At 57.6% G+C, this 26,527-nt stretch carries 21 protein-coding genes and 1 tRNA gene; 5 read left to right on the forward strand and 17 right to left on the reverse strand.

Features of this window, described 5'->3' with window-relative positions:
* Positions 1–7 precede the first annotated feature (7 nt).
* The 4 genes from purL to BP38_RS0102665 all read left to right on the forward strand — a co-directional run bounded on the left by purL (position 8) and on the right by BP38_RS0102665 (position 3,878).
* A complete protein-coding gene (gene purL, locus BP38_RS0102650) occupies positions 8–2,212 on the forward strand; it encodes a phosphoribosylformylglycinamidine synthase subunit PurL (RefSeq protein ID WP_035723172.1) in 2,205 nt (734 codons plus the stop codon).
* 34 nt (positions 2,213–2,246) lie between these two features.
* Positions 2,247–2,483, forward strand: coding sequence for a BolA family protein (locus tag BP38_RS0102655; RefSeq protein WP_026986458.1), 237 nt, complete (start codon positions 2,247–2,249; stop codon positions 2,481–2,483).
* 41 nt (positions 2,484–2,524) lie between these two features.
* Positions 2,525–2,863, forward strand: coding sequence for a Grx4 family monothiol glutaredoxin (grxD, locus tag BP38_RS0102660; RefSeq protein ID WP_026986459.1), 339 nt, complete (start codon positions 2,525–2,527; stop codon positions 2,861–2,863).
* 106 nt (positions 2,864–2,969) lie between these two features.
* Positions 2,970–3,878: a DMT family transporter gene (locus BP38_RS0102665; protein WP_026986460.1), complete on the forward strand. Its 909-nt coding sequence runs from the start codon at positions 2,970–2,972 to the stop codon at positions 3,876–3,878.
* 20 nt (positions 3,879–3,898) lie between these two features.
* Here BP38_RS0102665 and BP38_RS0102670 read toward each other — a convergent pair whose 3' ends face one another.
* From BP38_RS0102670 to BP38_RS0102730, 13 genes are all read right to left on the reverse strand, one after another.
* Positions 3,899–4,681 carry a DODA-type extradiol aromatic ring-opening family dioxygenase gene (locus tag BP38_RS0102670; protein WP_026986461.1) on the reverse strand — a complete coding sequence of 261 codons (783 nt, stop codon included), beginning with the start codon at positions 4,679–4,681 and terminating at the stop codon, positions 3,899–3,901.
* A 122-nt stretch (positions 4,682–4,803) separates the two neighbouring features.
* Positions 4,804–5,418 carry a 30S ribosomal protein S4 gene (gene rpsD / locus BP38_RS0102675; RefSeq protein ID WP_026986462.1) on the reverse strand — a complete coding sequence of 205 codons (615 nt, stop codon included), beginning with the start codon at positions 5,416–5,418 and terminating at the stop codon, positions 4,804–4,806.
* Between the two features lie 154 nt (positions 5,419–5,572).
* Positions 5,573–6,358 (reverse strand): RNA methyltransferase, encoded by a 786-nt coding sequence (locus BP38_RS18650; RefSeq protein WP_051608880.1) that lies wholly within the window; start codon positions 6,356–6,358, stop codon positions 5,573–5,575.
* On the reverse strand, positions 6,358–7,956 hold the full coding sequence (cimA, locus tag BP38_RS0102685) for a citramalate synthase (RefSeq protein WP_026986463.1): 1,599 nt from the start codon (positions 7,954–7,956) through the stop codon (positions 6,358–6,360). Before cimA ends, BP38_RS18650 begins: the two co-directional genes overlap by 1 nt.
* An 80-nt stretch (positions 7,957–8,036) precedes the next feature.
* Positions 8,037–9,419, reverse strand: a complete 1,383-nt coding sequence (gene cysS / locus BP38_RS0102690) for a cysteine--tRNA ligase (protein WP_026986464.1) — start codon at positions 9,417–9,419, stop codon at positions 8,037–8,039.
* Positions 9,420–9,494: 75 nt separating this feature from the next.
* Positions 9,495–10,838 carry a glutamate--tRNA ligase gene (gene gltX, locus BP38_RS0102695; protein ID WP_211250220.1) on the reverse strand — a complete coding sequence of 448 codons (1,344 nt, stop codon included), beginning with the start codon at positions 10,836–10,838 and terminating at the stop codon, positions 9,495–9,497.
* 4 nt (positions 10,839–10,842) lie between these two features.
* Positions 10,843–12,528 carry an NAD+ synthase gene (locus tag BP38_RS0102700; protein WP_026986466.1) on the reverse strand — a complete coding sequence of 562 codons (1,686 nt, stop codon included), beginning with the start codon at positions 12,526–12,528 and terminating at the stop codon, positions 10,843–10,845.
* A 72-nt stretch (positions 12,529–12,600) separates the two neighbouring features.
* Positions 12,601–13,770, reverse strand: a complete 1,170-nt coding sequence (locus BP38_RS0102705) for a beta/alpha barrel domain-containing protein (RefSeq protein WP_026986467.1) — start codon at positions 13,768–13,770, stop codon at positions 12,601–12,603.
* A 43-nt stretch (positions 13,771–13,813) separates the two neighbouring features.
* Positions 13,814–15,205, reverse strand: a complete 1,392-nt coding sequence (locus BP38_RS0102710; RefSeq protein WP_026986468.1) for a class II 3-deoxy-7-phosphoheptulonate synthase — start codon at positions 15,203–15,205, stop codon at positions 13,814–13,816.
* Between the two features lie 331 nt (positions 15,206–15,536).
* Positions 15,537–17,324 (reverse strand): SLC13 family permease, encoded by a 1,788-nt coding sequence (locus BP38_RS0102715; protein WP_026986469.1) that lies wholly within the window; start codon positions 17,322–17,324, stop codon positions 15,537–15,539.
* Positions 17,325–17,482: 158 nt separating this feature from the next.
* A complete protein-coding gene (gor, locus tag BP38_RS0102720; RefSeq protein WP_026986470.1) occupies positions 17,483–18,862 on the reverse strand; it encodes a glutathione-disulfide reductase in 1,380 nt (459 codons plus the stop codon).
* A 113-nt stretch (positions 18,863–18,975) separates the two neighbouring features.
* Positions 18,976–20,463, reverse strand: a complete 1,488-nt coding sequence (gabD, locus tag BP38_RS0102725) for an NADP-dependent succinate-semialdehyde dehydrogenase (RefSeq protein ID WP_051608881.1) — start codon at positions 20,461–20,463, stop codon at positions 18,976–18,978.
* A gap of 133 nt (positions 20,464–20,596) precedes the next feature.
* Positions 20,597–21,529 carry a bifunctional 5,10-methylenetetrahydrofolate dehydrogenase/5,10-methenyltetrahydrofolate cyclohydrolase gene (locus BP38_RS0102730; RefSeq protein ID WP_051608912.1) on the reverse strand — a complete coding sequence of 311 codons (933 nt, stop codon included), beginning with the start codon at positions 21,527–21,529 and terminating at the stop codon, positions 20,597–20,599.
* Positions 21,530–21,764: 235 nt separating this feature from the next.
* On the opposite strand from BP38_RS0102730, the gene BP38_RS18655 reads away from it, so the two are divergent.
* Complete coding sequence (locus BP38_RS18655; RefSeq protein WP_035723177.1) at positions 21,765–22,235, forward strand: copper chaperone PCu(A)C; 471 nt, start codon at positions 21,765–21,767, stop codon at positions 22,233–22,235.
* A gap of 11 nt (positions 22,236–22,246) precedes the next feature.
* Here the strand turns inward: BP38_RS18655 and BP38_RS18660 are convergent, their stop codons facing one another.
* The 4 genes from BP38_RS18660 to gyrA all read right to left on the reverse strand — a co-directional run bounded on the left by BP38_RS18660 (position 22,247) and on the right by gyrA (position 26,441).
* Positions 22,247–22,762 (reverse strand): MarR family winged helix-turn-helix transcriptional regulator, encoded by a 516-nt coding sequence (locus tag BP38_RS18660; RefSeq protein ID WP_162175108.1) that lies wholly within the window; start codon positions 22,760–22,762, stop codon positions 22,247–22,249.
* 236 nt (positions 22,763–22,998) lie between these two features.
* Positions 22,999–23,074 (reverse strand) — tRNA-Lys (locus BP38_RS0102745).
* A gap of 67 nt (positions 23,075–23,141) precedes the next feature.
* A complete protein-coding gene (gene coaD, locus BP38_RS0102750; protein WP_026986473.1) occupies positions 23,142–23,696 on the reverse strand; it encodes a pantetheine-phosphate adenylyltransferase in 555 nt (184 codons plus the stop codon).
* A 12-nt stretch (positions 23,697–23,708) separates the two neighbouring features.
* On the reverse strand, positions 23,709–26,441 hold the full coding sequence (gene gyrA / locus BP38_RS0102755; protein ID WP_051608883.1) for a DNA gyrase subunit A: 2,733 nt from the start codon (positions 26,439–26,441) through the stop codon (positions 23,709–23,711).
* Positions 26,442–26,527 lie beyond the last annotated feature (86 nt).

Below are 26,527 nucleotides of genomic sequence, written 5' to 3' on the forward strand. Positions count from 1 at the left end.
GAGAAACGTGAGCACAATCACACCGGAAATCATCGCCGAACACGGCCTGGCTCCCGAGGAATACGATCGGGTCAAGGAGATCATGGGGCGCGAGCCGAATCTGGTGGAACTGGGCATCTTTTCCGTGATGTGGTCCGAGCACTGCTCGTACAAGTCATCCAAGAAGTGGCTGAAAACCCTGCCCACATCAGGTCAGCATGTCATCCAGGGACCTGGCGAGAATGCAGGTGTCATAGACCTTGGGGAGGGGCAGGCTGCCGTCTTCAAGATCGAGAGCCACAATCATCCCAGTTTCATAGAACCCTATCAGGGGGCCGCCACAGGGGTTGGCGGCATCCTGCGCGACGTTTTCACCATGGGGGCCCGCCCCATCATGAACCTGAATGCCTTGCGCTTCGGAGACCCGGAACATCCAAAGACTCGCCATCTCCTGGCGGGCGTGGTTGCCGGGATCGGTGGTTACGGAAACTGTGTCGGCATTCCCACCGTAGGCGGTGAAATCAATTTCCATCCGGCCTACAACGGCAACATACTGGTCAATGCCATGACCGTCGGCCTGGCACCGCGCGATCGCATATTCTATTCGGCCGCTGCGGGTGCTGGTAATCCCGTTGTCTACGTCGGCTCCAAGACGGGCCGTGACGGCATTCATGGCGCCACCATGGCCAGTGCTGAATTCGGTGAGGACTCCGAGGAAAAACGCCCCACAGTTCAGGTGGGTGATCCCTTTACCGAAAAGCTCCTGATCGAAGCCTGCCTGGAACTGATGGCCACAGAAGCCATCGTTGCCATCCAGGACATGGGTGCAGCCGGACTCACCTCCTCCTCCTTCGAAATGGCATCCAAGGGCGGCGTTGGTGTCGCCCTGGATCTTGACCGCGTGCCGATGCGTGAAGAGGGCATGACTCCTTACGAGTTGATGCTTTCTGAAAGCCAGGAACGCATGTTGATGGTCCTCAAACCAGGGCACGAGGATGAAGCCCGCAGAATCTTCGAGAAATGGGATCTGGATTTCGCGGTTATCGGACACCTGACCGATAGCGGACGCATGGAGCTGCGTTGGCATGGAGAAACCGTCGGTGACCTGCCCATCGATCCCCTCGCCGAAGCGGCACCGGAATACGACCGTCCTCATCAGCCCACACCGGCCCCACAGCCATTGGGCGTGAACGACATCCCCGACTCCCAGGACCCCTTGCAGGACCTCAAGAAACTGATGAGTACGGCGGACCTCTGCAGCCGGCGCTGGGTTTGGGAACAGTATGACCATCTGATCAATGGTGACACCATTCGCCGGCCGGGCGGCGATGCGGCTGTCGTGCGTCTGCCGGACGGTCGCAGGGGCTTGGCCGCCACAACCGATTGCACTCCACGCTACTGCCAGGTTGACCCGCAGGAGGGTGGCAAGCAGGCGGTCGCCGAAAGTTGGCGCAATCTCTGCGCCGTCGGCGCCCACCCCATGGCCGTTACCAACAACCTGAATTTCGGAAATCCCGAGCGCCCTGAGATCATGGGCCAGATCGTGGGTTGCATTCAGGGCATGGGCGAGGCCTGCAGCACCCTTGAGTATCCCGTCATCTCCGGAAATGTCTCGCTCTACAACGAGACAGGGGGACAGCCGATTCTGCCAACACCGGTGATCGGTGGAGTCGGCCTCGTTGATGACCTCGAAGAACTGCCTTCGGCCGGACTTCCCGCAGCGGATCTGGACATCATCCTGGTGGGGGAAACGCGTGGGCATCTGGGTCAATCCCTTTATCTGCGCGATTTGCACGGCCGCGAAGAAGGCCCAGCTCCCCCCGTGGACCTGGAAGCCGAGAAGCGGAACGGGCGCTTCATCCTGCAGCAAATTGAGGCTGGTCGGGTCGCAGCCTGCCATGACGTTTCGGACGGGGGCCTGCTGGTTGCGCTGGCGGAAATGGCCTTGGCAGGGAACCTCGGCCTGTTCCTGGACACGACAGAGCCACGCGCGACAGCCGCATGGTTGTTCGCAGAGGACCAGGCGCGCTATGTTGTGATCACAAGCGATAAAGAGACCGTTCTGGAAGCGGCAGGGAAAGCAGGTATCAAGGCTGAGGTGATCGGTCGCACCGGCGGGGATTCGTTGAAACTCTCCACGGGCCAACACATCTCACTAGATGAATTGCGAGAGGGTCACGAGAACTGGCTTGATCGCTATATGGCCGAGAATCCAGCTGATTCTGTAGCCTGATGAATGCAAGTGGACTGACAGGAGTAACAACCCTATGCCGATGAATCCGGCGGAAATCGAGAGCCTGATCAAGGAAGGCATTCCGGATGCCCAGGTCACGATCGAGGACCTGCGAGGGGACGGCGATCACTACGCCGCCTATATCGTATCGGAATCCTTTCGTGGCAAAAACCGCGTGCAACAGCATCAAATGGTCTACCAGGCTCTTCAGGGACGCATGGGGAATGAGCTCCATGCCCTCGCCCTCCAGACATCGGCACCCACAGAGTAACGGCAGCCAGACGATACTGGACTGCAGTAGAGAGGCAAGTCATGGATAATCCCGTTTTCGAGCGCATCAAGCAGGACGTAAGCGACAACGACGTCGTCGTTTACATGAAAGGTACCCCGGTCTTCCCGCAGTGCGGTTTTTCGGCTGTGGTCGTTCAGGTGCTGACCCACCTCGGTGTCAAGTACAAGGGCATCAATGTTCTGGAGGACCCCGGTCTGCGCGAGGGGATCAAGGACTATTCGAACTGGCCAACCATTCCCCAACTCTATGTGAAGGGGGAATTCGTGGGAGGCTGCGACATCGTCCGTGAAATGTTCCAGAGCGGTGAGTTGGCTGAGATGATGTCTTCACGCGGCATTGAGGTCGAATCGGCAGCCTGACGCCCCCTCTTCCACACAATCAGACGATTGGAAAATGCGCCCTTGAATTGAGGGCGCATTTTTTCTGTAAGCAAGGCTCTGCCCGGAGCCGCCAGTAGACAGGATCATGGATAAGTCTCACCAAGCGCCAGAACCTCCCCTTCCAACGGAATCGTCCGGGCTGTTGCTTGGGTTCCTGGGGGTGACCGGATTCAGTGTCACGCTTCCGGCCACGATCCTGGCCCTGGAGTCCTTTGGGCCCTATTTCATCGCTCTGGGCCGCGCCGCCTTGGCCGGTTTCTGTGCCATACTTATCCTGGCAGTGACACGTTCACCTATTCCTCGCGGGCGCATGTGGAGAGACATCGCAATTGCTTCGATTGGCGTGGTCTTCGGCTTTCCACTGCTCACTTCATGGGCCATGCAGCACGTTCCCGCAAATCATGGCGGTGTCGTTTTGGGTCTGCTGCCCCTGGCCACGGCCCTGGCGGGCGTGATCATCAATGCGGAGCGACCCTCATTGCGTTTCTGGTTGTTCGGTATCCTCGGCAGCGTGACGGTCATTGTCTTTTCGCTCCTCCAAGGAGCCGGAGGCATCCATGTCGCCGATGTGGCCCTGCTGGCGGCAGTTGCCTTTGCGGCCATGGGCTATGCGCAAGGGGCGCGTCTGTCGCAAAGCATGAAGTCCTGGCAGACGATCTGCTGGGCGCTTGTCATCGCCCTGCCCGTGACCTTGCCGGCGGGTCTCCTGCTCTATCCTTACGATACCCCAGTACCGACACTGTCCGCCTTCAATGGTTTCCTCTACGTTGCCCTCATCAGCCAATTCGCCAGTTTCTTTGCCTGGTACAAGGGGTTGGCCATGGGCGGAGTTGCGCGTGTCGGTCAGATGCTGCTTCTGCAGCCTTTCCTGACCTTTGTGGCTGCCTACCTGCTTCTGGGCGAACAGATTGATCTGCTAACGGTCGGCTTTGCCTGCCTCGTTGTGTTCTTCGTTGCGCAGGGGCGCAAGGCGCCGATCCGCAAAACAGCATGAAACTTTAGTACAGGCGGTATTCACGTCCAAGCGTAACTGGCCATGGAAAGACTTCCATGGCTGAAGCTGCGATGCAGGACGTCTCCCTGCTTGTCGCGGGCCGCTCCCAACGCAACAAAGAAAGGCAGGAAGTGCTCATCGGTTGGGTGAGCCTGGTCATGGTCGGACCTGGCAGAATAATTCAGCAATCCATCTACATCGCCAGCACTGACACGTTCTGCCAGGAAGTCGTCGAAACTGCGGGCCCATTCTGCAACATTCACGGGATCGCGGCGATATTGCATCAGGTTGTGGACCGCACCGCCCGAAGCCAGAACCAGAATGCCCTCCTCTTTCAACGGCTGCAGGGCCTCACCCATGGCATAATGGAATTCGGCCCCCTGCTCTGGAGCAACAGAAAGCTGGGTTACGGGAATTTCAGCCCCAGGGAACATCTCCATAAGAGGAACCCAGGCACCATGATCCAGACCGCGACCTGCATCGGTACGCGCCTGGATTCCATTACTCGCCAGCAATTTCCTGGTGCGCTCGGCCAGTTCCGGGGCGCCTGATGCGGGATACTTCAACTCATAGAGTTCCTCCGCAAAACCATAGAAGTCGTGAATCGTCTCAGGCTTCTGCGCCAGGGTAACCGACGGTACAGAGCTCTCCCAATGCGCAGACACAACCAGGATTGCATCAGGCCGAGCGTCGTGTCTCAGGTTACTGCCCAAATCCCGCAGGAAAGCCCGCGCAGGATTGTCGGTTTCCAGGGGCAAGGTCGGGGCGCCATGCGAGACAAAAATGGAGGCTGGCTGTTTCATGAATTACACCTTTTTTGGTCGTATCAACCAATGTAGGTGAAGAAACCGACCTTCATAAGACAGAACGGGGGCGAAACTGCGTTTCGCCCCCCCCAACAATCGGCCTAAAAAAAGATAGATTATTAGCGCGAATAGAACTCGACAACCAGGTTCGGTTCCATCTGCACGGCGTAGGGAACATCCGCGAGCTTGGGTCCGCGAACCAGGCTTGCCTTCATCTCGCGATGATCAACCTCGATATAATCGGGGACATCGCGTTCCGGCAGGGCGACAGCCTCAAGCACCACCGTGAGCTCCTTGCTCTTCTGCTTGATTTCCACGACATCGCCGTCACGCAACTGGTAAGAGGGGACGTTGACGCGCTGACCATTCACCATGACATGGCCGTGATTCACGAACTGTCGCGCGGCAAAGACGGTCGGGACGAACTTCGAGCGATAGACAACGGCATCAAGGCGACGTTCCAGCAGTTCAATCAGGTTCTCACCCGTATCTCCGCGGCGACGCACGGCTTCTTCGTAATAGCGGCGGAACTGGCGTTCACCAATGTTTCCGTAGTAGCCCTTCAGCTTCTGCTTGGCAAAGAGCTGGGTGCCGAAATCGGACGGCTTGCGGCGGCGCTGGCCGTGCTGGCCAGGGGCATACTGACGGCGATTGACCGGACTCTTTGGGCGCCCCCAAAGGTTTTCGCCCATCCGGCGGTCAATCTTGTACTTTGAACTCAGGCGCTTTGACATCTGCGCGCTCCTCTTTGATCGAAGTTTGTCCCGGTAGTCCGATGCACACTGGCCGGCGGGCGGGATTCATGATCCCCCACATTCCCGGGAATAGGGGCCGGACTATACTTCCGCAGCCCTATAAGTCAATTAGCCATTTGCCAGTTACGAAGGCTCAGTTTTCGGGGCTTTCCGGCTGTTCCTGACTGGCGGACGGGGCACGGCGAACCTTTGCGCCCAGCAAGGCAGAAAGCACACCATGCAGAGTTCGAACTTCCTGCTCAGTGGGCTCTGCACGCAGGAAGAAACTGCGCAGGTTACGTATCATTGCCGGCCGTTTCTCAGGCGGATGGTAGAACCCCTTTTCCTCCAGCAAACCTTCCAGGCGCTCGAAAAAGCCGACAAGCAATCCCCGGTCCGCTGGTGGACTGTTGCCGGAGGGAGCTTCGCGCGCGGGCTGCTCACTGCCCCACTGGAACCACTCATAGGCAAAAACCAGGACGGCCTGGGCCAGGTTCAGCGATGTGTAGGCGGGATTCAACGGGATGCGTATGATGGCATCGCCCAATGCCAGGTCATCATTCTCCAGGCCCGTGCGTTCCGGTCCGAACAGCACTCCGCTACGAACACCATCTCCCGTAAGTGTATGCACCTCGGCGGCCGCCGCCCGGGGCGTTAGGGTGGGCTTCGCCAATTCCCGATTGCGGCCCGTTGTCACATAAAGCCTATGAAGGTCGGCTACGGCATCGCTGGTAGAGGGATAGACGCGCGCCTTCTCCAGAACCTCGGTTGCACTTGCCGCCGCGGTAACGGCATCGCGATTGGGCCAGCCATCGCGAGGTTTCACCAGCCTCAGATCGGTCAGGCCACAATTCAGCATGGCGCGGGCCGTCATGCCGATGTTCTCACCCAGCTGGGGCGCAACCAGGATGACGGCCGGTACAGGCTCCTGTAGCGACATCAGATCACCGGAGCCTGGTTGTTCCTGAACAGTTTCCACGTAATGGCATCCGACAGCGCATTGAACGAAGCATCTATGATGTTCTCAGAGACACCGACCGTTATCCACCGCCCGCTGTTTCCTCCACTTTCGATCATGACGCGGGTGATCGCCTCAGTTCCATCCTGGGGCGTCAGGATCCTCACCTTGTAGTCAAGCAAGCGCATGGTCTCCAGAATCGGATAGATGGGCAGTAGCGACTTTCTCAAGGCCTTGTCCAGGGCATCAACCGGTCCGTTGCCTTCGGCCACTGTCATGGCCCCTTCTCCATTGATGGAGAGGTTGATCGTTGCCTCGGATTCCGTGACCAGTTCACCGCGTGCATTCCAGCGTCTGTCATCCATTACGCGGAAACGCTGCAGAGTGAAGTATTCAGGAATGCTGCCCAGGGTACGCCGCGCCAGAAGCTCGAAAGAAGCTTCAGCCGTATCATAGGCATAGCCATGGAATTCCCGCTGCTTGATCTCCTCCACCAGCTGGTTGACCTTTTCATCCTTTGGATCAACTTCAATTCCGAACTCTTTGAGACGGGACAGGATATTGGCACGACCGGCCTGGTCTGAAACCACAATGTGACGGACATTTCCGACACGGGTTGGCTCCACATGTTCATAGGTGCGCGGATCCTTCTCGACGGCGGAAACATGAAGACCGCCCTTGTGGGCAAAGGCGTTGTCACCAACGTAGGCAGCGGATTTCTGGGATATGCGATTCAGGCGATCATCCAGGAGCCGTGAAATCGGCCTGAGCTGGGTCAGCTGTTTATCCGAAATGCCGGTCACGTAGTCTGTCTTGAGCGCCAGTGAGCCGATCAGGGATATCAGGTTGGCATTGCCGCAACGTTCACCAAGGCCGTTCAAGGTTCCCTGAATCTGACGCGCGCCGGCCCTGACAGCCGCCAACGAGTTCGCAACAGCATTCTCAGTATCGTTGTGTGCGTGAATTGCGAGTCGCGAGTCGGGAAGTTCACGGCGAACCTCCCCCACAATCTCCTCGACTTCATGAGGAAGCGTCCCTCCGTTGGTATCGCAAAGGACCAACCAGGAAGCTCCCCCCTCCTGGGCCGCCTTCAGGCAAGACAGGGCATAGTCGCGGTTGTTCTTGAAGCCGTCGAAGAAATGCTCGGCATCGAACATTGCCTCGGCCTTGCAGTCATTCAGGTGCGCGATGCTGCCCCGGATCATGTCCAGGTTTTCTGCATTGCTGACACCCAGAGCCAAATCCACATGGAAATCCCAAGTTTTGCCGACAATACAGGCAGCATCGCTCCTGGCATTGACCAAGGCTGCCAACCCCGGATCGTTACCGGCCGAACGGCCAGATCGACGTGTCATCCCGAATGCAACGAAACGCGCATTCGTCAGTTCGGGTGGCTCCGCAAAGAAGGCATTGTCTGTTGGATTGGCGCCCGGCCAGCCCCCTTCGACATAGTCCACCCCCAGACGATCCAGTCCCTGCGCAATCGCAACCTTGTCAGACACCGTGAAGTCGACACCGTTGGTCTGCGCCCCGTCACGCAGGGTCGAATCGAAAAGGTAGATGCGCTTATCGTCTGTCATGTTGTCACTCTTTTCAATCAAGGGCTTGCTGCCAACCCTTGGAAGGAACTTTCAAATTCCCGGAGAATTCCGGTCCTGGGTCATTTCCGCCGCCAACTGGTTCCCTGGGCCCCATCCTCCAGCAGGATTCCACGCTCTAGCAGATCATCACGTATCCTGTCCGCCGTCGCAAAATCCCGTGCCTTCCGCGCGGCAAGACGTTCTGCGATCAGGCGCTCGATTTCCGCAACATCCAGGTTGTCTTCGCCGCCCTTGAACCATTCTTCGGGAGGACGCTCCAGCAGACCCAGCAAACGCGCTCCTGCCAGAAGGGCTTCTGCACAACCGGCTTTCTCGGTGTCACTGGCCTTGTTGAGATCATGCGCCAGATCATGCAGTGCGGACAGGGCTAGAGGCGTGTTCAGATCGTCGGCCAAGGCGTCGAGGAGCTTCTCGGGAGTCCCTTCCTCGCCGGGCTCTGGCAGGCTCTCCCCCAAGGGGCGCAAGGCACCATAGAGCCGGTCCAGCTGGCTTTTCGATTCCGCCAGCTTCTCCCGGTTGATGTCCAGGGGCTGTCGATAATGGCCGGAAAGCAGAGCCAGGCGAATGACCTCGCCGTCGTAGCCTTCTTCGCGCAATTGACGGACGGTCAGGAAGTTGCCAAGGGACTTGGACATCTTCTCGCCATTCACGACAACATAGCCATTGTGAAGCCAGTAACGGGCCATCCGTTCCGTGCCGTGTGCACAGCGGCTTTGTGCCAGTTCGTTCTCATGGTGCGGAAAAACCAGGTCCTGTCCACCTCCGTGAATATCGAAGGTTTCCCCAAGGTGTTCCGCACTCATGGCAGAGCATTCGATGTGCCAGCCGGGACGTCCCCGTCCCCAGGGACTGTCCCAACCCGGCTGCCCCTCGGCGCTGGGCTTCCAGAGCACAAAATCCGCCGGATCCTTCTTGTACGGAGCCACCTCGACACGCGCACCTGCGACCAGGTCATCGCGAGAGCGCCGGGAAAGCTGTCCGTAGTCATGCATGGAAGGGACCGAGAAGAGGACGTGACCTTCGGCAACATAGGCATGCCCCTTTTCCACGAGGTCCTCGATCATGGCAATCATCTGGTCAATATGACCGGTGGCACGCGGCTCGACCGTTGGCCGAAGCGCGCCCAGTGCATCCATGTCCTCATGAAAGGCGGCTGTGGTGCTTTCCGTAATGTCACTGATGCTACGTTGCTGTTCGTCGGCAGCCGTCAGAATCTTGTCATCCACGTCGGTAATGTTCCGGACATAGGTAACATGTGCCTGACCATAAACATGACGAAGCAACCGGAATAGGACATCAAAAACCACAACGGGGCGCGCATTCCCTATGTGTGCAAAATCATAGACCGTTGGCCCACATACATACATGCGCACCCGTTCCGGGTCCTCAGGGGCAAAACTTTCCTTTCGGCGTGTCAGCGTATTGTAGAACTGCAAGGGCATGGGATCCGGTCCGCTAGCGCACTGTCGCGCTTACTTTCGTGTTGGCACAATCTATCCCTCGCCGAACAAGCCGGGTCAAGCCGTCTGCCCTGCCAGGCGTTTGGCGGCCCGTTCGTAACCAATCAGCGGCAGAAGATGCTTCAGTTCGGGCCCAGAGGATAGCCCCGTAAGGGCCAGTCGCAAGGGCATGAACAACGCCTTGCCTTTCCGGCCCGTCTTTTCCTTCACGGCCTGCGTCCAGATTGACCAGGTGGAAAGATCCCAGGGCAAGGGTGGCAGAAGTTCACGTGCCGTCTCCAGGAATGCTGCGTCCTCGACAACGGGTGATATTTCATCCTGGCAAATGCGGTACCAGGTCAAGGCATCCTTGCGCGTTTCAAGGTTGCCGCGTATGGCCAGCCACAGATCTTCGGTGAAGTCCGGGCCCGTTTGCTGCTGCACCCACTCCGCAATCCTTGAGAAGGGCATTTCATGCAGGATGCGACTGTTCAAGGTCTGCAGTTCATCGGGATCGAACCGGGGGGTCGCCCGCCCATACCGGGAAATATCGAAGCCAGGTATCAGGTCACTGGGCGTCTGCCCGCTTTCTACCGGATCGGGCGTGCCCAAGCGCGCCAGATAGGCGTTGAGAGCCATTGCTTCCAAACCATCCTGGCGCAATTGTGCAAGCGAGAGTGACCCAAGTCGCTTGGAAAGCCCCTGCCCCTGCGCACCGGTCAGAAGGGGCAAGTGTGCAAAGGTTGGCGCCACTCCTCCAAGCGCCTTAAACAGCTGAATCTGTACGGCGGTATTCGCAACATGATCCTCGCCGCGCAGGACATGGGTAATCCCCAACTCAAGGTCATCAACCACTGATGAAAGGGTATAGAGTGGACGCCCGTCTTCGCGAAGCAGGACAGGATCGGAGAGCTTGTCGCCTTCGAAATGCTGTGTTCCGCGGACGGCGTCTTCCCATCCGATAGGCGCATGATCCAGGCGGAATCGCCAGTGTGGCCGCCGGCATTCGTCTTCGTATGCTTTCTGCTGCACCGCGCTCAGGGCCAGGCCCTCGCGGTCATAGATCGGCGGGCGTCCGGACTTGAGCTGGAGTTTGCGCTTCAAATCCAACTCTTCGGGCGTCTCATAGCAGGCATAGAGACGCTCCGACGTCTTCAGTCGCTCAATCGCCTGGCTATAGCGGTCCAGCCGATCGGACTGTCGTGCGAATTCATCCCAATCCAGCTCAAGCCATTTCAGGTCAGCCTCGATGTCATCCGCAAAAGCCTGGGTGGAACGATCCTGGTCGGTATCGTCCAGGCGCAAGAGAAAGGTTCCATCCTGCTGACGCGCCCAAAGCCAGTTCAACAATGCCACGCGTGCGTTGCCAACATGAAGCGCTCCCGTAGGGCTTGGCGCAAACCTGACTTTCATATCGTTCAACCTTTTATGCAGGCCCCTTGAACCTGTTTATTATCGGATAACGTCGATCCCGCCCAAACGAGCGACGCGTGATCTTGACTCCCGGTGGTGCCTGCCGTCGCTTGTACTCTGCGTTCTCGAGCATGCGCCAGACACGGTTGATGACCGAGCGCTCATGACCCCGCGCGGCAATCTCTTCAACACCAAGCTCTTCCTCGATCAGGCAGCTCAGGATGTCATCCAGCATGTCATAGGCCGGCAGGCTGTCCTGATCCGTTTGGTCCGGCCTCAACTCCGCCGTGGGCGCCTTTGTAATGATGCGTTCGGGAATCACCCGGCCTGTGGGACCCTTCACGCTTTCCGGGCGGTTCTGGTTACGCCAACGGGAAAGACTGTAAACCGTTGTCTTGTAGACATCCTTCAGGGCATTGAAGCCACCGCACATATCGCCATAGAGCGTCGAATAGCCCACGCTCATCTCTGACTTGTTCCCGGTGGACAGCACCATGTGAGCGAACTTGTTGGACAAAGCCATCAGGAGAATACCGCGAATTCTTGCCTGGATGTTCTCCTCGGTTGTGTCCGGATCCAGTCCCGAGAAAAGCGGGGCAAGCATACCGTCGAATGCTTCAACCGCAGGATTGATCGCAATATCGTCCAGTTGCACACCCAGAAGCGCCGCACATTCACGTGCATCCTCCAGGCTTTCCTGGCTGGTATAACGCGATGGCATCATCACACAGCGCACCCGTTCCGGACCCAGGGCATCCGTTGCCAGAACGGCGGAGAGTGCGGAATCGATCCCTCCGGACATGCCTATGACGACCCCGGGAAAGCCACTCTTGTCTACGTAATCACGCAACCCGGTCACCAGGGCGCTGTAAATGTCAGCGTCCCCTTCGCTTTGCGCCTCCCTTGGCCCAACGGCACAATCCCAACCGTCGCCGCCCTCTTGCCAATCGCTGCAAACCAAGGCTTCCTCGAAGCAGGGCAGTTGCAGACGGAGATCACCACGAGGTCCCAGCACAAAACTGGCGCCGTCGAAAACCAGTTCGTCCTGCCCTCCAATCTGATTGACGTAAACAAGAGGAAGCTCGGTTTCGATCACCCGGGAAAGGGCCAGTTGCAGCCGCTCCTCGCGTTTGCCTGTCTCGTAGGGAGATCCGTTGATGACCACGAGCATCTCGGCACCGGATTCGACCAGACATTCAGCAACATCCGGCTGCCACATATCCTCGCAGACCAGCAGGCCCAAACGATGCCCACGGAAATCGACGGGGCCGGTCAAAGGACCGGGCTGGAAGACCCGCATTTCATCGAAAACGCCGTAGTTTGGCAGCAGGTGCTTGTAGCGAACGGCCGAAACCTCACCCGCGTCAAGCAGCACCGCCGCATTGTAGGCCTTGTCCCGTAGTGGCGCGGCCAGTGACTCGCCTTCGTACCAGGGAGCGCCCACCACGATTCCCGTAGATGTTTGTGCTGTGTGGGCAGCAAGCTGCAGGACAGCCTGCCGTGACGCTTCCAGGAAGGCCGGTTTCATAACCAGGTCTTCAGGCGGGTAGCCGGTGATGCACAGTTCAGGACAAACGAGCAGATCCGCTCCCTGTGCAGCGGCAAGACTGTGTAGTTTCTCCAGCTTGTCCAGATTCCCCGGTATGTCTCCGACAACCGGATTGAATTGCGCAAGCGCTATCTTAAGGCCTTCTGTCATGGCGTCTGTCTACTGGCTATGGAAGGGACCGGCAATGGCAGGCAGGAACGAACGGAAGCCAACGCCAGGATCTCAGCGCCTGAGAAGGAACTCGCGCCCAACCTTCACACGCGGCTTGCCATTGTACTCGACAATGTCGGCCGTTGCGTAGGTTTCGGACCAGCGAATCGGAAGGAAACTGCCAGTTCCGATGACATTGATAGGAGCATGGGCGTCGGCCATAAGGCGGCACTTCTTGGGACCAAAACCACTAGAAGCAACAATGCGTACTTTCTGGAATCCGGCTTCATCCAAGGCTTCGCGAAGGCGCCAGATAGCCGCAGCCGACACACCAGGCCCAACGAGGTAGCGCAACTCCTCCTCGGTACGAAAGCCGCGAATAGCTTCCGGTACGTGCCGCTCAAGCACCGCATAGGATGCCGGCGGATCCAGGGTTTCCATATAGCGGCTGCCGGCTATATCTATGCGCAGGGAAAGCTGTCCTTCGCGTGCCCTCTTCCTGAAAGCACGGCAGACTTCCAGGCTATCCGTTACCTCATGGCCGAAGTAATCCACCAAGACCGTCATGGGCTCATCGGAAAAACACTCGTCATACATTTCCGCAGCTCGCAAGGTTGAGCCGGCATAGCCGATGAAGGCATGGGGCATGGTCCCAGCCCCTTTTTCCTTGCCAAAATAATGGGCAGTCGCGTCGGTCGAGCCTCCCACGAACCCGACAGCGCCTACCTTACGCTTTGCCCGCTCTGAACCAACAGAAGCTGCATAGGCCATCAGATCAGCCATCTCCGTTCCCGCACAATGACGCGCGTCCATGGCCAGGAACGCCACATGAGGCAAGTCCGCACACATGGAGAAGGCATTGTGAGCGGCAACGCAGGCAGGACCAAGTTTCTGAAGTAACAGGGTCTCAAGGTCACAAAGGTGATAGAGAGAACCGGAGATATACATGATGGGCTCGCCGGCACCGACCCACTTTCCTTCGCGGTAACGCAAATCGACTTCGAATTCGATACCCCGATCCGCAGCGACCTGGTTCAACCAGTCAATCACCATTCCCGGTGCCGATATGACCGGCCGGCGCATGAACAATGCATAGGTAACTTGCGCATCGCCAAATCGGCCGACCGCCTGTTTCGTACGCTTGAAATAGACATCGGTCCAACCGGCTATGGCATCTTCCCGATGCTGCGCAGCTTGCCCCTCAGGCGTTTGCCTGTTTTCCGCTGTCGTTCGTTCCGTCATGTGATCGGTCCCTGAAGCAAGCCTTCTGCTGCAGATAAGAGTCTTACTTTGCTGCGGCAACAGGGGCTGGTGCCTGGCCAGCCATCTGGCGCTCAGCCTTCAATTCACCAGCTATCAGGAAGGCAAGTTCCAGGGCTTGGCTGGCATTGAGGCGAGGATCACAATGGGTGTGATAACGATCGCCAAGCATGCCTTCGTCAATGGCCTGGGCCCCTCCGATACATTCCGTGACATCCTGCCCGGTCATCTCGAAATGCACACCTCCGGCATAGGTGCCTTCCGCACGATGGACTCCAAAGAACTGACGCACTTCGGAAAGTATTCGGTCAAAGGGGCGTGTCTTGTAACCGGATCCCGATTTGATGGTATTCCCATGCATGGGATCACAGGACCAGACGACATTACGTCCTTCACTCTGCACTCGGCGAACAAGGGCCGGGAGGTGATCTTCCACTTTCTCGTGACCCATCCGTGAGATCAGGGTCAGGCGCCCCTTTTCGTTGTCGGGATTCAGACGGTCAATCAAACGGATCAGATCATCGGGGTCCAGCGCAGGGCCACACTTCATTCCGATCGGGTTCTTCACGCCGCTGAGAAATTCGACATGTGCCTCGTCGATGTTTCGCGTGCGATCACCGATCCAGAGCATGTGCGAGGAACAGGCATACCAGTCCCCCGTAAGGCTGTCTGTCCGTGCCAACGGCTCCTCATACGGTAGCAGCAGGGCTTCATGACTGGTGTAGAAATCCGTTTCGCGCAGTTGCTGCACGGTCTGAGGCGTGACCCCACAGGCTTCCATGAACGCCAGGGCTTCATCGATGCGGCTGGACAATTCCTCATAGCGCTGTCCCTGCGCGCTGTCTTCAACGAAGCGCAGATTCCACTGGTGAACCTTGTAGAGATCGGCAAACCCACCTTGAGCAAAGGCGCGCAACAGGTTCAACGTGGCTGCCGCCTGGTTGTAGGCCCGGAGCATGCGTTGCGGATCCGGACGGCGCTCCTCTTCCGTGAAGTCTATGCCGTTGATGATATCTCCACGGTAGCTGGGAAGTTCAACACCATCCAGCGTTTCCGTATCGGCCGAGCGCGGCTTGGCAAACTGTCCAGCCATCCGTCCGACCTTAATGACCGGACAGGACGCGCCGAAAGTCAGGACAACGGCCATCTGCAGCAAGACCTTGAAAGTGTCTCGGATGTTGTTGGGATGGAACTCGGCAAAGCTTTCCGCACAGTCCCCGCCCTGCAACAGAAAGGCCTTTCCATCGACCACCTGTCCCAGGCCTTCTTTCAGGCGCCGCGCCTCCCCAGCAAAAACAAGTGGGGGATAGTTCCGGAGAGTCTCCTCTGCGGCCTTCAGCGCCTCCTGATCAGGATAGTTCGGGACCTGCCGTATGGGCTTGTCCCTCCAGCTGCTTGGGCTCCATGCTTGCGTCATATCAAAAACCTGACTTAACTCTTGTTCATCGGTCGACCACGTCCCGACCGCGGATACGTCATAAAGAATGCCTTAACGAGTCTTAGTCGTCACGCCACGACGAATCCAGAAGGAAATGGGAATTTTCCGAAATATCCGCCGTATTCTCGAGACACTCCAAACAGGGCAAAGTGAACAAGTTTAGAGCTTCCCCTGATCAGCGAGGTGGTTCGAAAAGGCCACATCGGCCGAGAAAATATCGTCGGTCAGCGTACGGTAGAGGTCTCTCAGGGCAATGCTGGAACTTCAGGCCTTGTCACATTGAAATCGAACACGAATCTAAGTTTGGACATCAAAAGGGCCAGAACTTCGGGATGAGGAAACTGGCCAGAATCCAGTTCATGGTATTGAGCGGCAGTCCAACTTTCAGGAAATCCGTATAGCGATAGCCGCCCGCATGATAGACGAAGGTATTCGTCTGGTATCCGATCGGGGTCGCAAAACTGGCGCTCGCCGCGAACATGACGGCCACAACGAAGGGGCGTGCATCGACCCCCAGGCTGTCGGCCACACCAATGGCAATCGGGGTCATGATCACAGCGACGGCATTGTTGCTGACCATCTCGGTCAAGAGTGATCCCAACAGGAATATGACCGAAAGCATGACATAGGGGCCATAGTCGCCAGCCAGGTAGACGGCCCCCTGGACGATAGCTTCGACAGCCCCCGTTTTTTCCAGCGCCATGCCCAGGCCGAGCATGCCGAAAATCAGGATCAGGATACGCCATTCGATGGCTTCGTAGATCTCATCAGGCCGCACGCAGCCCAGCAGAACCACCGCCGCCACGGCAATGATGGCCAGACCGGCAATCGGCATGATGTTGAAGGCAGCCAGCCCCATGACGGCCATGACGGACAAAAGTGCCAGGGGTGCCTTCTGACGGCGCACCGGGCGCTCCGTCATCTGGTTGAGATTGATCAGCATCCTGTCCTCGACCAAACGCTTGATACCGTCCGGTGGGCCTTCCAGCAGCAATGTGTCGCCGAAATTCAGGGTCAACTGGTCAAAGGCACTGGTCAGGTTCTCGTTCTGCCGGTGAACAGCCACGACATACACGCCATAACGGCGGCGAAGGTTCAGGTCCGCCACTTGCCGCCCGACAAGTCGGGATTCGGGGCCGACAATGCCCTCGATCACCATCAGCTGCTGTGTGCTAATCGGTTCAAGCTCAAGGCTGCCACCTCCGGCGAACTCCATTTGGCCGGTTTCCCGCAAGCCAATCACTTCCCGGGCATGCGTCTGGATCACCACGCGATCTCCGGGCTCAAGTGTCACGGTATCCAGGACGTACCTCAGGGAGCGCTCGCCACGTATTATGTCGATCACATCGGCATTTGGATTCTTGTGTAGCCCGGCTTCTGAAAGTGTTTTGCCGATCAGCTTCGAACTATGAGTGATCAAGCCTTCGGTCAGAAAGCGACGATCCGAAGGATTGGTGAAAAGGCCGCTGAGGGTCTGTCGGTTGGGCAGGAACCAGCGCCCGACAAGAAAGAGGTAAAGACCGCCACAAACAGCCAGGATCAGCCCCATCCCGGTAATCTCGAACATGCCGAAGGGTTCCATCCCGTTGCTGCGTGCCACCCCGTCCACCAACAGGTTCGTCGAGGTTCCGATCAAGGTGCAGGTCCCACCAAGTATGGCCGCATAAGACAGGGGAATCAGCAGTTTCGATGGCAGGAATTTCAGATGATGAGCCAAACCGATCACCACCGGGGTCAACACCACGACCACCGGGGTGTTGTTGATGAAGCCTGACAGCACCACAACGCCCATCAGAAGGGACACAATGGCCAGGGCGCGCGAGCGGTTGGCCAGTTGCGTCACACTGCGTCCCACGGACGCAATAATCCCCGTGCGGTCCAGGGCAGCACTCAGGACGAACATACAGGCCACGGTTATGGGACCGCTATTGCTGAAAACCGAGAGCAGTTCTTCCGTAGTGAGGATGCCAAGCAGCAGAAGCGCAGCCACTGCAGCGATGGCCACAATATCGGGAGGAACCCAAGCCCGCACGAAGGCGGCAAAGACACCCAGGGTCAGCAGCAGGACCAGCAGCGCGTCATAGCCCAGCGCATCCATTACGAAGCCCTCCCCTGCTGACCAATGCCCTGTTCCGACCCTGGCTGATGCTCAGACCCTGAATCGAGTGGTCAAGCGGCAGCCTGCTTGCAATCTACACTTATCGCCTTGAATCTGGAAGCGCTTGCAAAACCACGCTAATTCCCAGAAGCATGCCTCTACTCAGCAGCTTCACTTACTCCGGGATCCGGCTGCTTCTCTCGCATGGTGACAAATTCCTCTGCCGTGGTCGGATGAATGCCGATCGTGGCATCGAAGATATCCTTTGTAGCGCCCGCCTTGATGGCAATGGCGACACCCTGGATGATTTCCGCCGCATCCATGCCAGCCATGTGCGCGCCCAGAACACGCTCGCTGTCGCGTTCCACGATCAGTTTCATGAGTGCACGCTCCTCGTTTCCGGACAGCGTATGACGCATGGGCTTGAAATCGGCACGGTAGATATCGACCTTCCCGTACTGTTCCCTGGCCTCTCCCTCGCTCAACCCAACCGTCGCGATCGGGGGCTGGCTGAAAACCGCCGTTGGAATATCCGCGTAATCGACACGGCTAGGGGACTCCTGGAACAAAGTCTGCGCCACCGCCATGCCCTCAGCCAATGCGACAGGGGTCAGCTGCAGGCGATCCGTTACATCACCTATAGCCAGGACGGAAGGAACATTGGTTCGGAAATACTCATCCACCTGGACCGCCCCGCGCTTGTCCAGAGCGACGCCGGCGTTCTCCAGGCCCAACCCCTGTGTATTCGGAGTGCGTCCAACGGCATAGAGAACCTGGTCGAAGTCTTCCCGGCGCCCATCTGAGAACTCGACCGTCAGGCCGTCCTGCCCCTTGGCAACGGAGGTAATGGTCTGATTGAAGCGCAGCGCGACACCCTTTTTGTCCATTTCCCGGGCCAGGAAGTGCCTGAGGTCTTCGTCAAAGCCACGCAGGAAAGCCGGTCCACGGTGCACAAGCGTTGTCTTGCTGCCCAGGCCATTGAAAATGCCGGCAAACTCGACCCCGATATAGCCGCCGCCCACGATCAGGATGCGTTCGGGCTGCTTGTCCAGGAAAAAGACATCGTCTGAAACGAGGGTCAACTCACGGCCCGGTATGTCCGCTTGGGCCGGCTTTCCGCCTGTTGCCACAAGGATGTGGGCCGCCGTTACCCGCTTGCCTCCCACATCAATCGTATGTTCATCGAGCAGCCGGGCGCGCGATTCGAAAATCTCGACGCCAGCGTTGTTCAGGAGCTTCTCGTAGATGCCGTTCAGGCGAGCAATTTCCCGATCCTTGTTGGCTATCAAGGTCTTCCAATCGAATTCGGGTTTTCCGAGAGTCCAGCCATAACCGGCAGCATCCTCGAAATCTTCGCCAAAGTGGCTGGCATAGACCATCAGTTTCTTCGGCACGCAACCAATATTGACGCAAGTCCCGCCAAAATGACGCTCCTCTGCGATGGCGACACGCGCCCCATGACTCGCCGACATGCGTGCGGCCCGGACCCCACCGGAACCAGCTCCGATCACGAAGAGGTCATAGTCATAACTGGTCATCTGTTACCCCTGATTCTTCCGGAACACCGGACCTGTCTGTGATGATCTGCGCGGAATGCTCAGAAATCGGGCGAATCCTGAAAAGGGATTCGCCCGATTCACTTCAGCAGGACTCAGATTCCACCAACACAGAGATACTTCATCTCCAGGAAATCCTCGATTCCATACTTGGAGCCTTCACGACCAAGTCCGGATTCCTTAACCCCACCAAAGGGAGCAACTTCCGTGGAGATGATACCGGTATTGATCCCGACAATACCTGTTTCAAGGCCTTCCCCGACACGCCAGATGCGACCGACATCGCGGGCATAGAAATAGCTAGCCAGACCAAAGGGCGTATCATTGGCCTGTTCGATGACCTCATCCTCGGTGTTGAACCTGAAAAGCGGCGCGACCGGACCGAAGGTTTCCTCTTCAGCCACCTTCATCTGCCGGGTCACACCAGTCATCAGGGTTGGCTCGAAGAAAGTACTGCCAAGCTCGTGACGGTTCCCACCAACCTTGACCTCTGCTCCCTTGGAAACCGCGTCCGCAACATGCTCCTCGACCTTCTCAAGGGCCGGCTGGTCAATCAGCGGCCCCTGCGCGACACCGTCATCCAGGCCATAGCCGACCTTCAGGGTCTTGATCTTCTCGGCAAACTTTTCGGCAAAAGCATCATAGACACCATCCTGAACATAGATCCGATTGGCGCAAACACAGGTCTGCCCCGTGTTACGGAACTTGCTCATCATTGCACCGTCAACGGCGGCATCCAGGTCGGCGTCATCAAATACGATGAAAGAGGCATTTCCCCCCAACTCGAGGGAGAGCTTCTTGATGCTGTCCGCTGACTGCCGCATCAGCAGCTTGCCGACCTCGGTGGAACCGGTGAAGGACAGCTTACGAATTGTCTTGTTCGAAGTCAGCTCGCCACCAATCTCGGAAGCTTTACCGGTCACGACATTGAAAATGCCGGCCGGAATTCCGGCTCTTTCAGCCAATTCGGCAAGGGCAAGCGCAGAATAGGGGGTCTGCTCGGCCGGTTTGAGCACAATGGGACAGCCTGCTGCCAGGGCTGGTGCAGCCTTGCGGGTGATCATAGCATTGGGGAAGTTCCAGGGCGTGATGGCCCCAACAACACCAATCGGCTGCTTGATGACCATGATCCGCTTGTCGGACTGGTGCGCAGGTATGACATCACCATAGATCCGGCGGGCCTCTTCCGAGAACCACTCGATGAAGGAAGCGCCATAGGCGATCTCGCCACGTGCCTCGGCTAGGGGCTTGCCCTGCTCGACGGTCATCAGGATGGCCAAATCTTCCTGGTTTTCCATGACCAGGTCGTACCATTTGCGCAAGATGACAGCGCGTTCCTTGGCCGTCTTGGCACGCCAAGCCGGCCAGGCCTTGTTGGCCGCTTCAATGGCGCGCCGGGTTTCGTTGGCCCCCATATTTGGAATCGTACCCAGGACATCTGATGTCGCTGGATTGCTCACCTCGTTCGTTGCGCCACTGTCCGCGCCAACCCATTCACCATTGATATAGGCTTCCTGGCGAAACAGCTTGGCGTCTTTCAATTGCGGCGCAGAAGTTTTCTCTGCGGCACTTACTGCGGACATAGTCAGTCTCCCTTATGGTCTTTGCAAATATCGGATAAAGAATTTCCTAGCACAGATGGGTACCATCCTGGGCCTGGAAAAGCCCTACTGTCATTCAGACCTGCAGCCTGTCGAGCAAACGAGGCCATGATGTTCAAACGACTTCCCGGCCAAATTGCGTTTCGTAGTGTTGCCGTTGCAACTTCAGCGCCGTGAGAGTGTTGCGCATCAGGATGGAAACCGTAACGGGCCCAACGCCCCCCGGCACGGGTGTGATCCATCCGGCGACCTCTTGGCAGCTTTCGTAATCGGCATCGCCCACAACGCGCGAAGATCCATCGGGTTCGTTCACTTGGTTGATGCCAATGTCAATGACGGCCGCACCTGGCTTGATCATGGATCCCGTAATCAGCTGCGGCTTGCCGACCGCAACGAAAACGGCATCAGCCTGCCTGGAATGAACAGACAGGTTTCGAGTCATGTGATGGCAAACAGTTACGGTGGCCCCTTCACTCATCAACAGAAAGGCTATTGGCTTCCCGACAATCTCGGAGTGGCCAATGACCACGACTTCCAGACCCTGCAGGTTCAGCCCCGTGGCCTTCAGCAACTCCACGGAAGCAACCGATGTACAGGGCCCCAAAGCCAGTTCGTTGTAGACGATATTCCCGATAGAGGCGGGATGCATGCCCTCCACATCCTTCAAGGGATGAATGGCAGATTGCAGCTGCTTGATGGAAAGATGCTGAGGAACTGGGCGCTGGAGTATGACACCGCTCACACGCGGATCAGCATTCAGGGAGCGAATCGCAGCCAGCATCTCCTCCTGCGTCACCTTGTCGGAATAGAAGCGTTCCTCGAAAGCAATTCCCGTCTGTTCGGCCACGCGACGCTGGTTTCTGATGTAGAGCTTGGCGGCATCTGTCTCGCCCACGGCAATGGAGACCAGTCGAGGTGACCAACCGTCCCCCTCAAGCTTGCGCGCTTCATCCGCCACAACGTCCCGGATTTCACGGCCCAACTTCCGGCCATCCAGGGTTTTGTGCTGGTCCGCGCTGGACCGATCTTCTTGCAATGCAACTGTCATGCTGCCCTCATTCATATGATTTCACCAACCCTGATAGCCCAGAAGAACGATTCCGTCACGGACCGAGCCGGAGGCCACGACCAAGCTTGGGAAGCTTCATGGAAGGGCGAGAGACCCACCATCACAAGCTCTTCAGTGCTTGTAACACCAACTTCGCGTCAAGACGCCGCGGTGGGCTTTACCAATGGGGGCAAGCTGGCAATGCTGTGGTTCAGTTCACAGGGATTATGTCGGAATGCTCAAATTTATAACTACAGCTATCTTCAGCAGCTTTCTGTTTCTTACGGCTTTGACTGCAAGCGCAGAAAGCCTCGATGCAAGTGATCTACAGATCCTTGACCCTTGGGCCAGGGGCTCGGCTGGAAGAACGGAAACTGCAGCGGCCTTCCTGAGAATACGGAACATCTCTGATCATGCAGATCGTCTGGTCGCTGCACGCACTGGCATTGCAGAGGCGGCTGAACTTCACACCCACCTTCATGAGGATGGCGTCATGCGCATGCGCCAGGTCGAATATATCGATCTGCCGGCAGATGAGACCATAGAATTGGCACCAGGCGGAGACCACGTCATGCTGTTCCAGCTCAAAACGCCATTGCAGGAAGGGCAGAGCTTTCCCTTGAGCCTGACCTTCGAGAAGGCCGGAACCCTAGAAGTTGAAGTTAAGGTGTACCCGGTAGGTTCTGCAGGCCCAGGCGAGGACTGACTTGAACAGCTTCAAGGTCCAATGGAAGCCCGCCTGTTGACGACGTGTTGCAACTGCTGAAGCAAATTTTCCAGATTCCTGCTTTGCTTGGCAGAGATGCCATCCAATAACTCGCCAAGCCAGCTATTGTAGGATTGGGAGATCCTGTCGAAACTCTCTCGGCCTTTGCGCGTCAACTTGATGAAGTGCGTGCGCCTGTCACTGGGGTCAGGATGGCGACTCACCAATCCGTCTGCGACCAGGCGATCCGTGATGCCGGTTATGTTTCCATTCGAAACCATAAGGCGGCGGCTCAACTCCCCCATGGGCAAGCCTTCTTCGTGGCGGCTCAATTCTGCCATCGCCTCGTACCGCGGCAAGGTCATCGAATAATGTTGTCGCAAGCGGAGCCGTAGTTCCGCCGCTATCAGGCTATGACAGGTTGATAAACTATTCCAGAGAGCGGTTTCTGTACCTTCTGAATCATTCGAATCCGCAAGCACAAGATTCTTGGGCACAACCTCGCCATGGTATGAGTCACAGTCCATACGCATCTCCCCGTGTTTGCACATTCATGTATTTTTCTTTTATTTTAATCGTATCATGCCATGGATTGACATATTTTTTGTCGCCTACAAGGATATTTTCTTATCTTGTAAACGTGGAAGTTGTCAGACTTCGACAGAGGCACGATCCAGATTCGTATCAGGTGCTGTGCATTTTGCCAGGGAAGGCATTGAACCTTTATGTGAAGGAAGGGTCTCAAGGTTCTGATAAATGGGAATGGTGAGCCCGACAGGGTTCGAACCTGTGACCTACTGATTAAAAGTCAGTTGCTCTACCAGCTGAGCTACGGGCCCGAGAAGGCGATGGGAAGATATGTGGCTTCCCCGTTCCGGTCAATTACCCGGCGCGAAAAAAGTCCCCTCAGACAGGTTGTGAGCCCTCGCCGCGTTCTTCGGCAAATCTGCGCTGCAAGGCCAGGGCCACAGTGGGCGTGACAAAGGAGGTGATGTCGCCCCCGAGACGGCCAATCTCTTTCACGAAACGCGAGGATATGAACTGCTGGCGCTCGGAGGCCATCAGAAAAACCGTTTCAATCTGGGGATTCAGCCGGGCGTTCATGGCAGCCATCTGAAATTCGTATTCGAAATCTGAAACGGCGCGCAAGCCGCGCACAATCACCCTGGCGCCGAGACTCTCGCAGAAATGCATCAGCAGGTTGTCGAAGGCCTGCACCTCGACGGTGATTCCATTGCTGCCCCCGTTGCCATCCAATGTGGCAACTTCTTCACGAACGAGATTCACACGCTCTTCGGTGTTGAACAGTGGCCCCTTACCGTCATTTCTGGCAACGGCTATGACCAGCCGGTCCACAACCTTGGTTGCACGTCGAATGATGTCGACATGCCCCAGAGTAATGGGGTCGAACGTCCCGGGATAAACCCCTATAAGTGACGAAGTCTTATCCGTTTCGCCCATTCGCCCCTCTCGTCAAGACTCCTGTCCACTTGTGCCTTCATCAGGCTCTCCGGACGGATCACTTTCCTCATCCATAGCGGCTTCGTCCTCTCCGTTCTCATCATCGCCTTCAAGATCCTGGAGATGCGCCACTGATACAACATGCTCGTCTTTGCCAACCCGGAACAATGTAACCCCACGGGTTGTTCGCCCGGCCATGCGAATACCTTCCACCGAGGTACGGATAAGCTGGCCTGCATTGGTGACAAGCATGATCTGGTCGTCAGGGCCGACGGGGAATACAGCCGCAACCTTGGCCGCGCCTCCCCCCGAACGCGAGAGGTCGAGATTGCCGATACCCTGGCCACCTCGTCCGGCCACACGATACTCATAGGACGAAGTGCGCTTTCCATAACCATCGTCGGAGACGGAAAGAATGAACTCTTCATTCGATTCCAATTCGGCAAGACGGTCTTCACTAAGCTGCAGAACTTCCACGTTTTCCGTGGATTCCTCCGCTCCATCCTCCAACTGGTTCTCCGCGCGTCGTCTCGCGGATGCATGACGCAGATAAGCCTCGCGCTCCTCACTGCTGGCCTCGACATGGCGCAGTATGGACATGGAGATGACCTCATCTCCCTTAGCAAGGCGAACCCCCCGAACACCCGTGGAATTACGTCCGGCAAAAACCCGGACATCCGTGATCGGGAAACGGATGGCTTTGCCAGCCGCCGTAGCCAGCATGACATCACTGTCATCACTGCAAGTCGCAACACCGACCAAGTAACCGTCTTCGGGTGCTAGCTTCATGGCAATCTTGCCATTGGCCATGACGTTCGTGAAATCCGACAAACGATTGCGCCTGACCGTCCCGGCCGAGGTGGCAAACATCACGAACATGTCGCTCCAGGTGCTTTCATCCTCCGGCAATGGCATGAAAGCCGTGATGGTTTCGCCTTCCTGCAACGGCAGCAGGTTGACCAACGCCTTGCCTCGTGCCTGGGGCGTCCCTTGCGGCAGGCGGTAAACCTTCATCTTGTAGACCATGCCGCGTGACGAGAAGAACAGCACGGGTGTGTGCGTATCCGTCACGAACAGCCGCGAGACGAAATCCTCGTCACGCGTGGACATGCCACTGCGACCACGACCACCCCTGCGCTGCGCCCGGTAGGCCGAAAGCGGCACACGTTTGATGTAGCCGCCGTGTGTCACGGTTACGACCATGTCCTCACGCGGGATCAGGTCTTCGATATCGTGCTCGAACTCGCTGTCCTCTATGGTGGTACGACGCTCGTCCGCAAAGCGCGAACGCGTATCCACCAGTTCGCCGCGCAACACTTCCATCAGGCGCTCGCGCGAGGTCAGGATGGTCAGGTAATCCTTGATCTTGGCAGCCAGATCATGGAGTTCCTCGGCAATCTTGTCGCGTTCCAGCCCCGTCAGACGCTGCAGACGCAAGTCCAGTATGGCACGTGCCTGGGCATCGGAAAGACGATAGGATCCGTCTTCACCGACCACGTATCCCGGCTCGTCGATCAAGTCGATCAAGGGGGCGACTTCCGAGGCCGGCCAATGGCGCTCCAGCAAGGCGGTCCGCGCGGCCTGCGGATCCGGCGCGGCACGAATCAGCTCGATCACCGCATCGATGTTGGCTACGGCAATCGCCAGCCCCACCAGCACATGAGCGCGCTCTCTGGCCTTTCCGAGCTCATAGGCCGTACGGCGGGTGATAACCTGTTCCCGGAAGGTAATGAACGACGTCAGAACCTCACGCAGGGTCATGAGCTGCGGACGCCCACCACTGATGGCCAGCATGTTGACGCCGAAGGATGTCTGCAGCGGCGTGTAGCGGAACAACTGGTTCAGCACGACATCCGACATGGCATCCTTGCGCAGTTCGACAACAACACGCAGGCCATGCCTGTCCGACTCGTCACGGATTTCCGAAACGCCCTCGATGATCTTTTCGCGCACAACTTCGGCAATGCGTTCCAGCATGCGCGCCTTGTTCACCTGGTAGGGCACCTCGGTAATGATGATCGCTTCCCGGTCCTTGGCATAGGTCTCGATGTGGGTGCGCCCCCGCATGACAACGGAGCCGCGCCCGGTCCGGTAGGCCGAAGCAATTCCGGAACGCCCCAGAATGATACCACCCGTTGGGAAATCCGGCCCCGGTACCAGCGGCAGCAACTCTTCGTCAGACATCTGCGGATTGTCCACCAGAGCACAGCAAGCATCGATCACCTCACCCATGTTGTGGGGCGGAATGTTCGTTGCCATGCCGACGGCAATACCGCCGGCACCATTGACCAGAAGGTTCGGGAAGCGCGCCGGCAGGACCGTGGGTTCGTGAGTCGTCTCGTCGTAGTTCTGCTGGAAATCGACGGTCTCCCTGTCAATATCCTCCAGCAGCGACTCACTGGCCGCGCGAGTCAGCCTGGCTTCGGTATAACGCATGGCCGCGGGCGGATCGCCATCCATGGAGCCGAAATTGCCCTGGCCATCCACCAACTGCCGGCGCATGGAGAAGTCCTGCGCCATGCGGACCATGGCATCGTAAATCGCGCTATCGCCGTGCGGGTGATACTTACCCATCACGTCACCTACGATACGCGCCGACTTGCGATAGGGCCGATTCCAGTCGTAGCCCTCTTCCTTCATCGCATAGAGTATCCGGCGATGAACGGGCTTCAAGCCGTCACGCACGTCGGGCAACGCACGCGAGACAATGACACTCATGGCATAGTCGAGGTAGGAGCGCTGCATCTCCTCCTCTATGGTGACAGGACTTATACCCTCGCCTCCTCCACCAATGCCGCCTGGAATCGGGGGCGCACCGTCACCGTTACCAC

Origin of the sequence: Fodinicurvata fenggangensis DSM 21160 (assembly GCF_000686045.1) — a bacterium.
Lineage (GTDB): Bacteria > Pseudomonadota > Alphaproteobacteria > Kiloniellales > DSM-21159 > Fodinicurvata > Fodinicurvata fenggangensis.

Coding starts and splice junctions, on each gene's coding strand:
- cysS (WP_026986464.1), bottom strand. CDS start 9,419: ATGCCCTTGCAGTTCTACAATACGCTGACACGCCGAAAGGAAAGTTTT.
- grxD (WP_026986459.1), top strand. CDS start 2,525: ATGGATAATCCCGTTTTCGAGCGCATCAAGCAGGACGTAAGCGACAAC.
- BP38_RS0102700 (WP_026986466.1), bottom strand. CDS start 12,528: ATGACAGAAGGCCTTAAGATAGCGCTTGCGCAATTCAATCCGGTTGTC.
- gabD (WP_051608881.1), bottom strand. CDS start 20,463: ATGTCCGCAGTAAGTGCCGCAGAGAAAACTTCTGCGCCGCAATTGAAA.
- BP38_RS0102730 (WP_051608912.1), bottom strand. CDS start 21,529: ATGACAGTTGCATTGCAAGAAGATCGGTCCAGCGCGGACCAGCACAAA.
- BP38_RS0102665 (WP_026986460.1), top strand. CDS start 2,970: ATGGATAAGTCTCACCAAGCGCCAGAACCTCCCCTTCCAACGGAATCG.
- BP38_RS18660 (WP_162175108.1), bottom strand. CDS start 22,762: ATGGACTGTGACTCATACCATGGCGAGGTTGTGCCCAAGAATCTTGTG.
- BP38_RS0102710 (WP_026986468.1), bottom strand. CDS start 15,205: ATGACGCAAGCATGGAGCCCAAGCAGCTGGAGGGACAAGCCCATACGG.
- BP38_RS0102715 (WP_026986469.1), bottom strand. CDS start 17,324: ATGGATGCGCTGGGCTATGACGCGCTGCTGGTCCTGCTGCTGACCCTG.
- BP38_RS18650 (WP_051608880.1), bottom strand. CDS start 6,358: ATGTCGCTACAGGAGCCTGTACCGGCCGTCATCCTGGTTGCGCCCCAG.
- coaD (WP_026986473.1), bottom strand. CDS start 23,696: ATGGGCGAAACGGATAAGACTTCGTCACTTATAGGGGTTTATCCCGGG.
- cimA (WP_026986463.1), bottom strand. CDS start 7,956: ATGACAGACGATAAGCGCATCTACCTTTTCGATTCGACCCTGCGTGAC.
- BP38_RS0102655 (WP_026986458.1), top strand. CDS start 2,247: ATGCCGATGAATCCGGCGGAAATCGAGAGCCTGATCAAGGAAGGCATT.
- BP38_RS0102705 (WP_026986467.1), bottom strand. CDS start 13,770: ATGACGGAACGAACGACAGCGGAAAACAGGCAAACGCCTGAGGGGCAA.
- gor (WP_026986470.1), bottom strand. CDS start 18,862: ATGACCAGTTATGACTATGACCTCTTCGTGATCGGAGCTGGTTCCGGT.
- BP38_RS18655 (WP_035723177.1), top strand. CDS start 21,765: ATGCTCAAATTTATAACTACAGCTATCTTCAGCAGCTTTCTGTTTCTT.
- gyrA (WP_051608883.1), bottom strand. CDS start 26,441: ATGCAGCGCTCCTACCTCGACTATGCCATGAGTGTCATTGTCTCGCGT.
- BP38_RS0102670 (WP_026986461.1), bottom strand. CDS start 4,681: ATGAAACAGCCAGCCTCCATTTTTGTCTCGCATGGCGCCCCGACCTTG.
- rpsD (WP_026986462.1), bottom strand. CDS start 5,418: ATGTCAAAGCGCCTGAGTTCAAAGTACAAGATTGACCGCCGGATGGGC.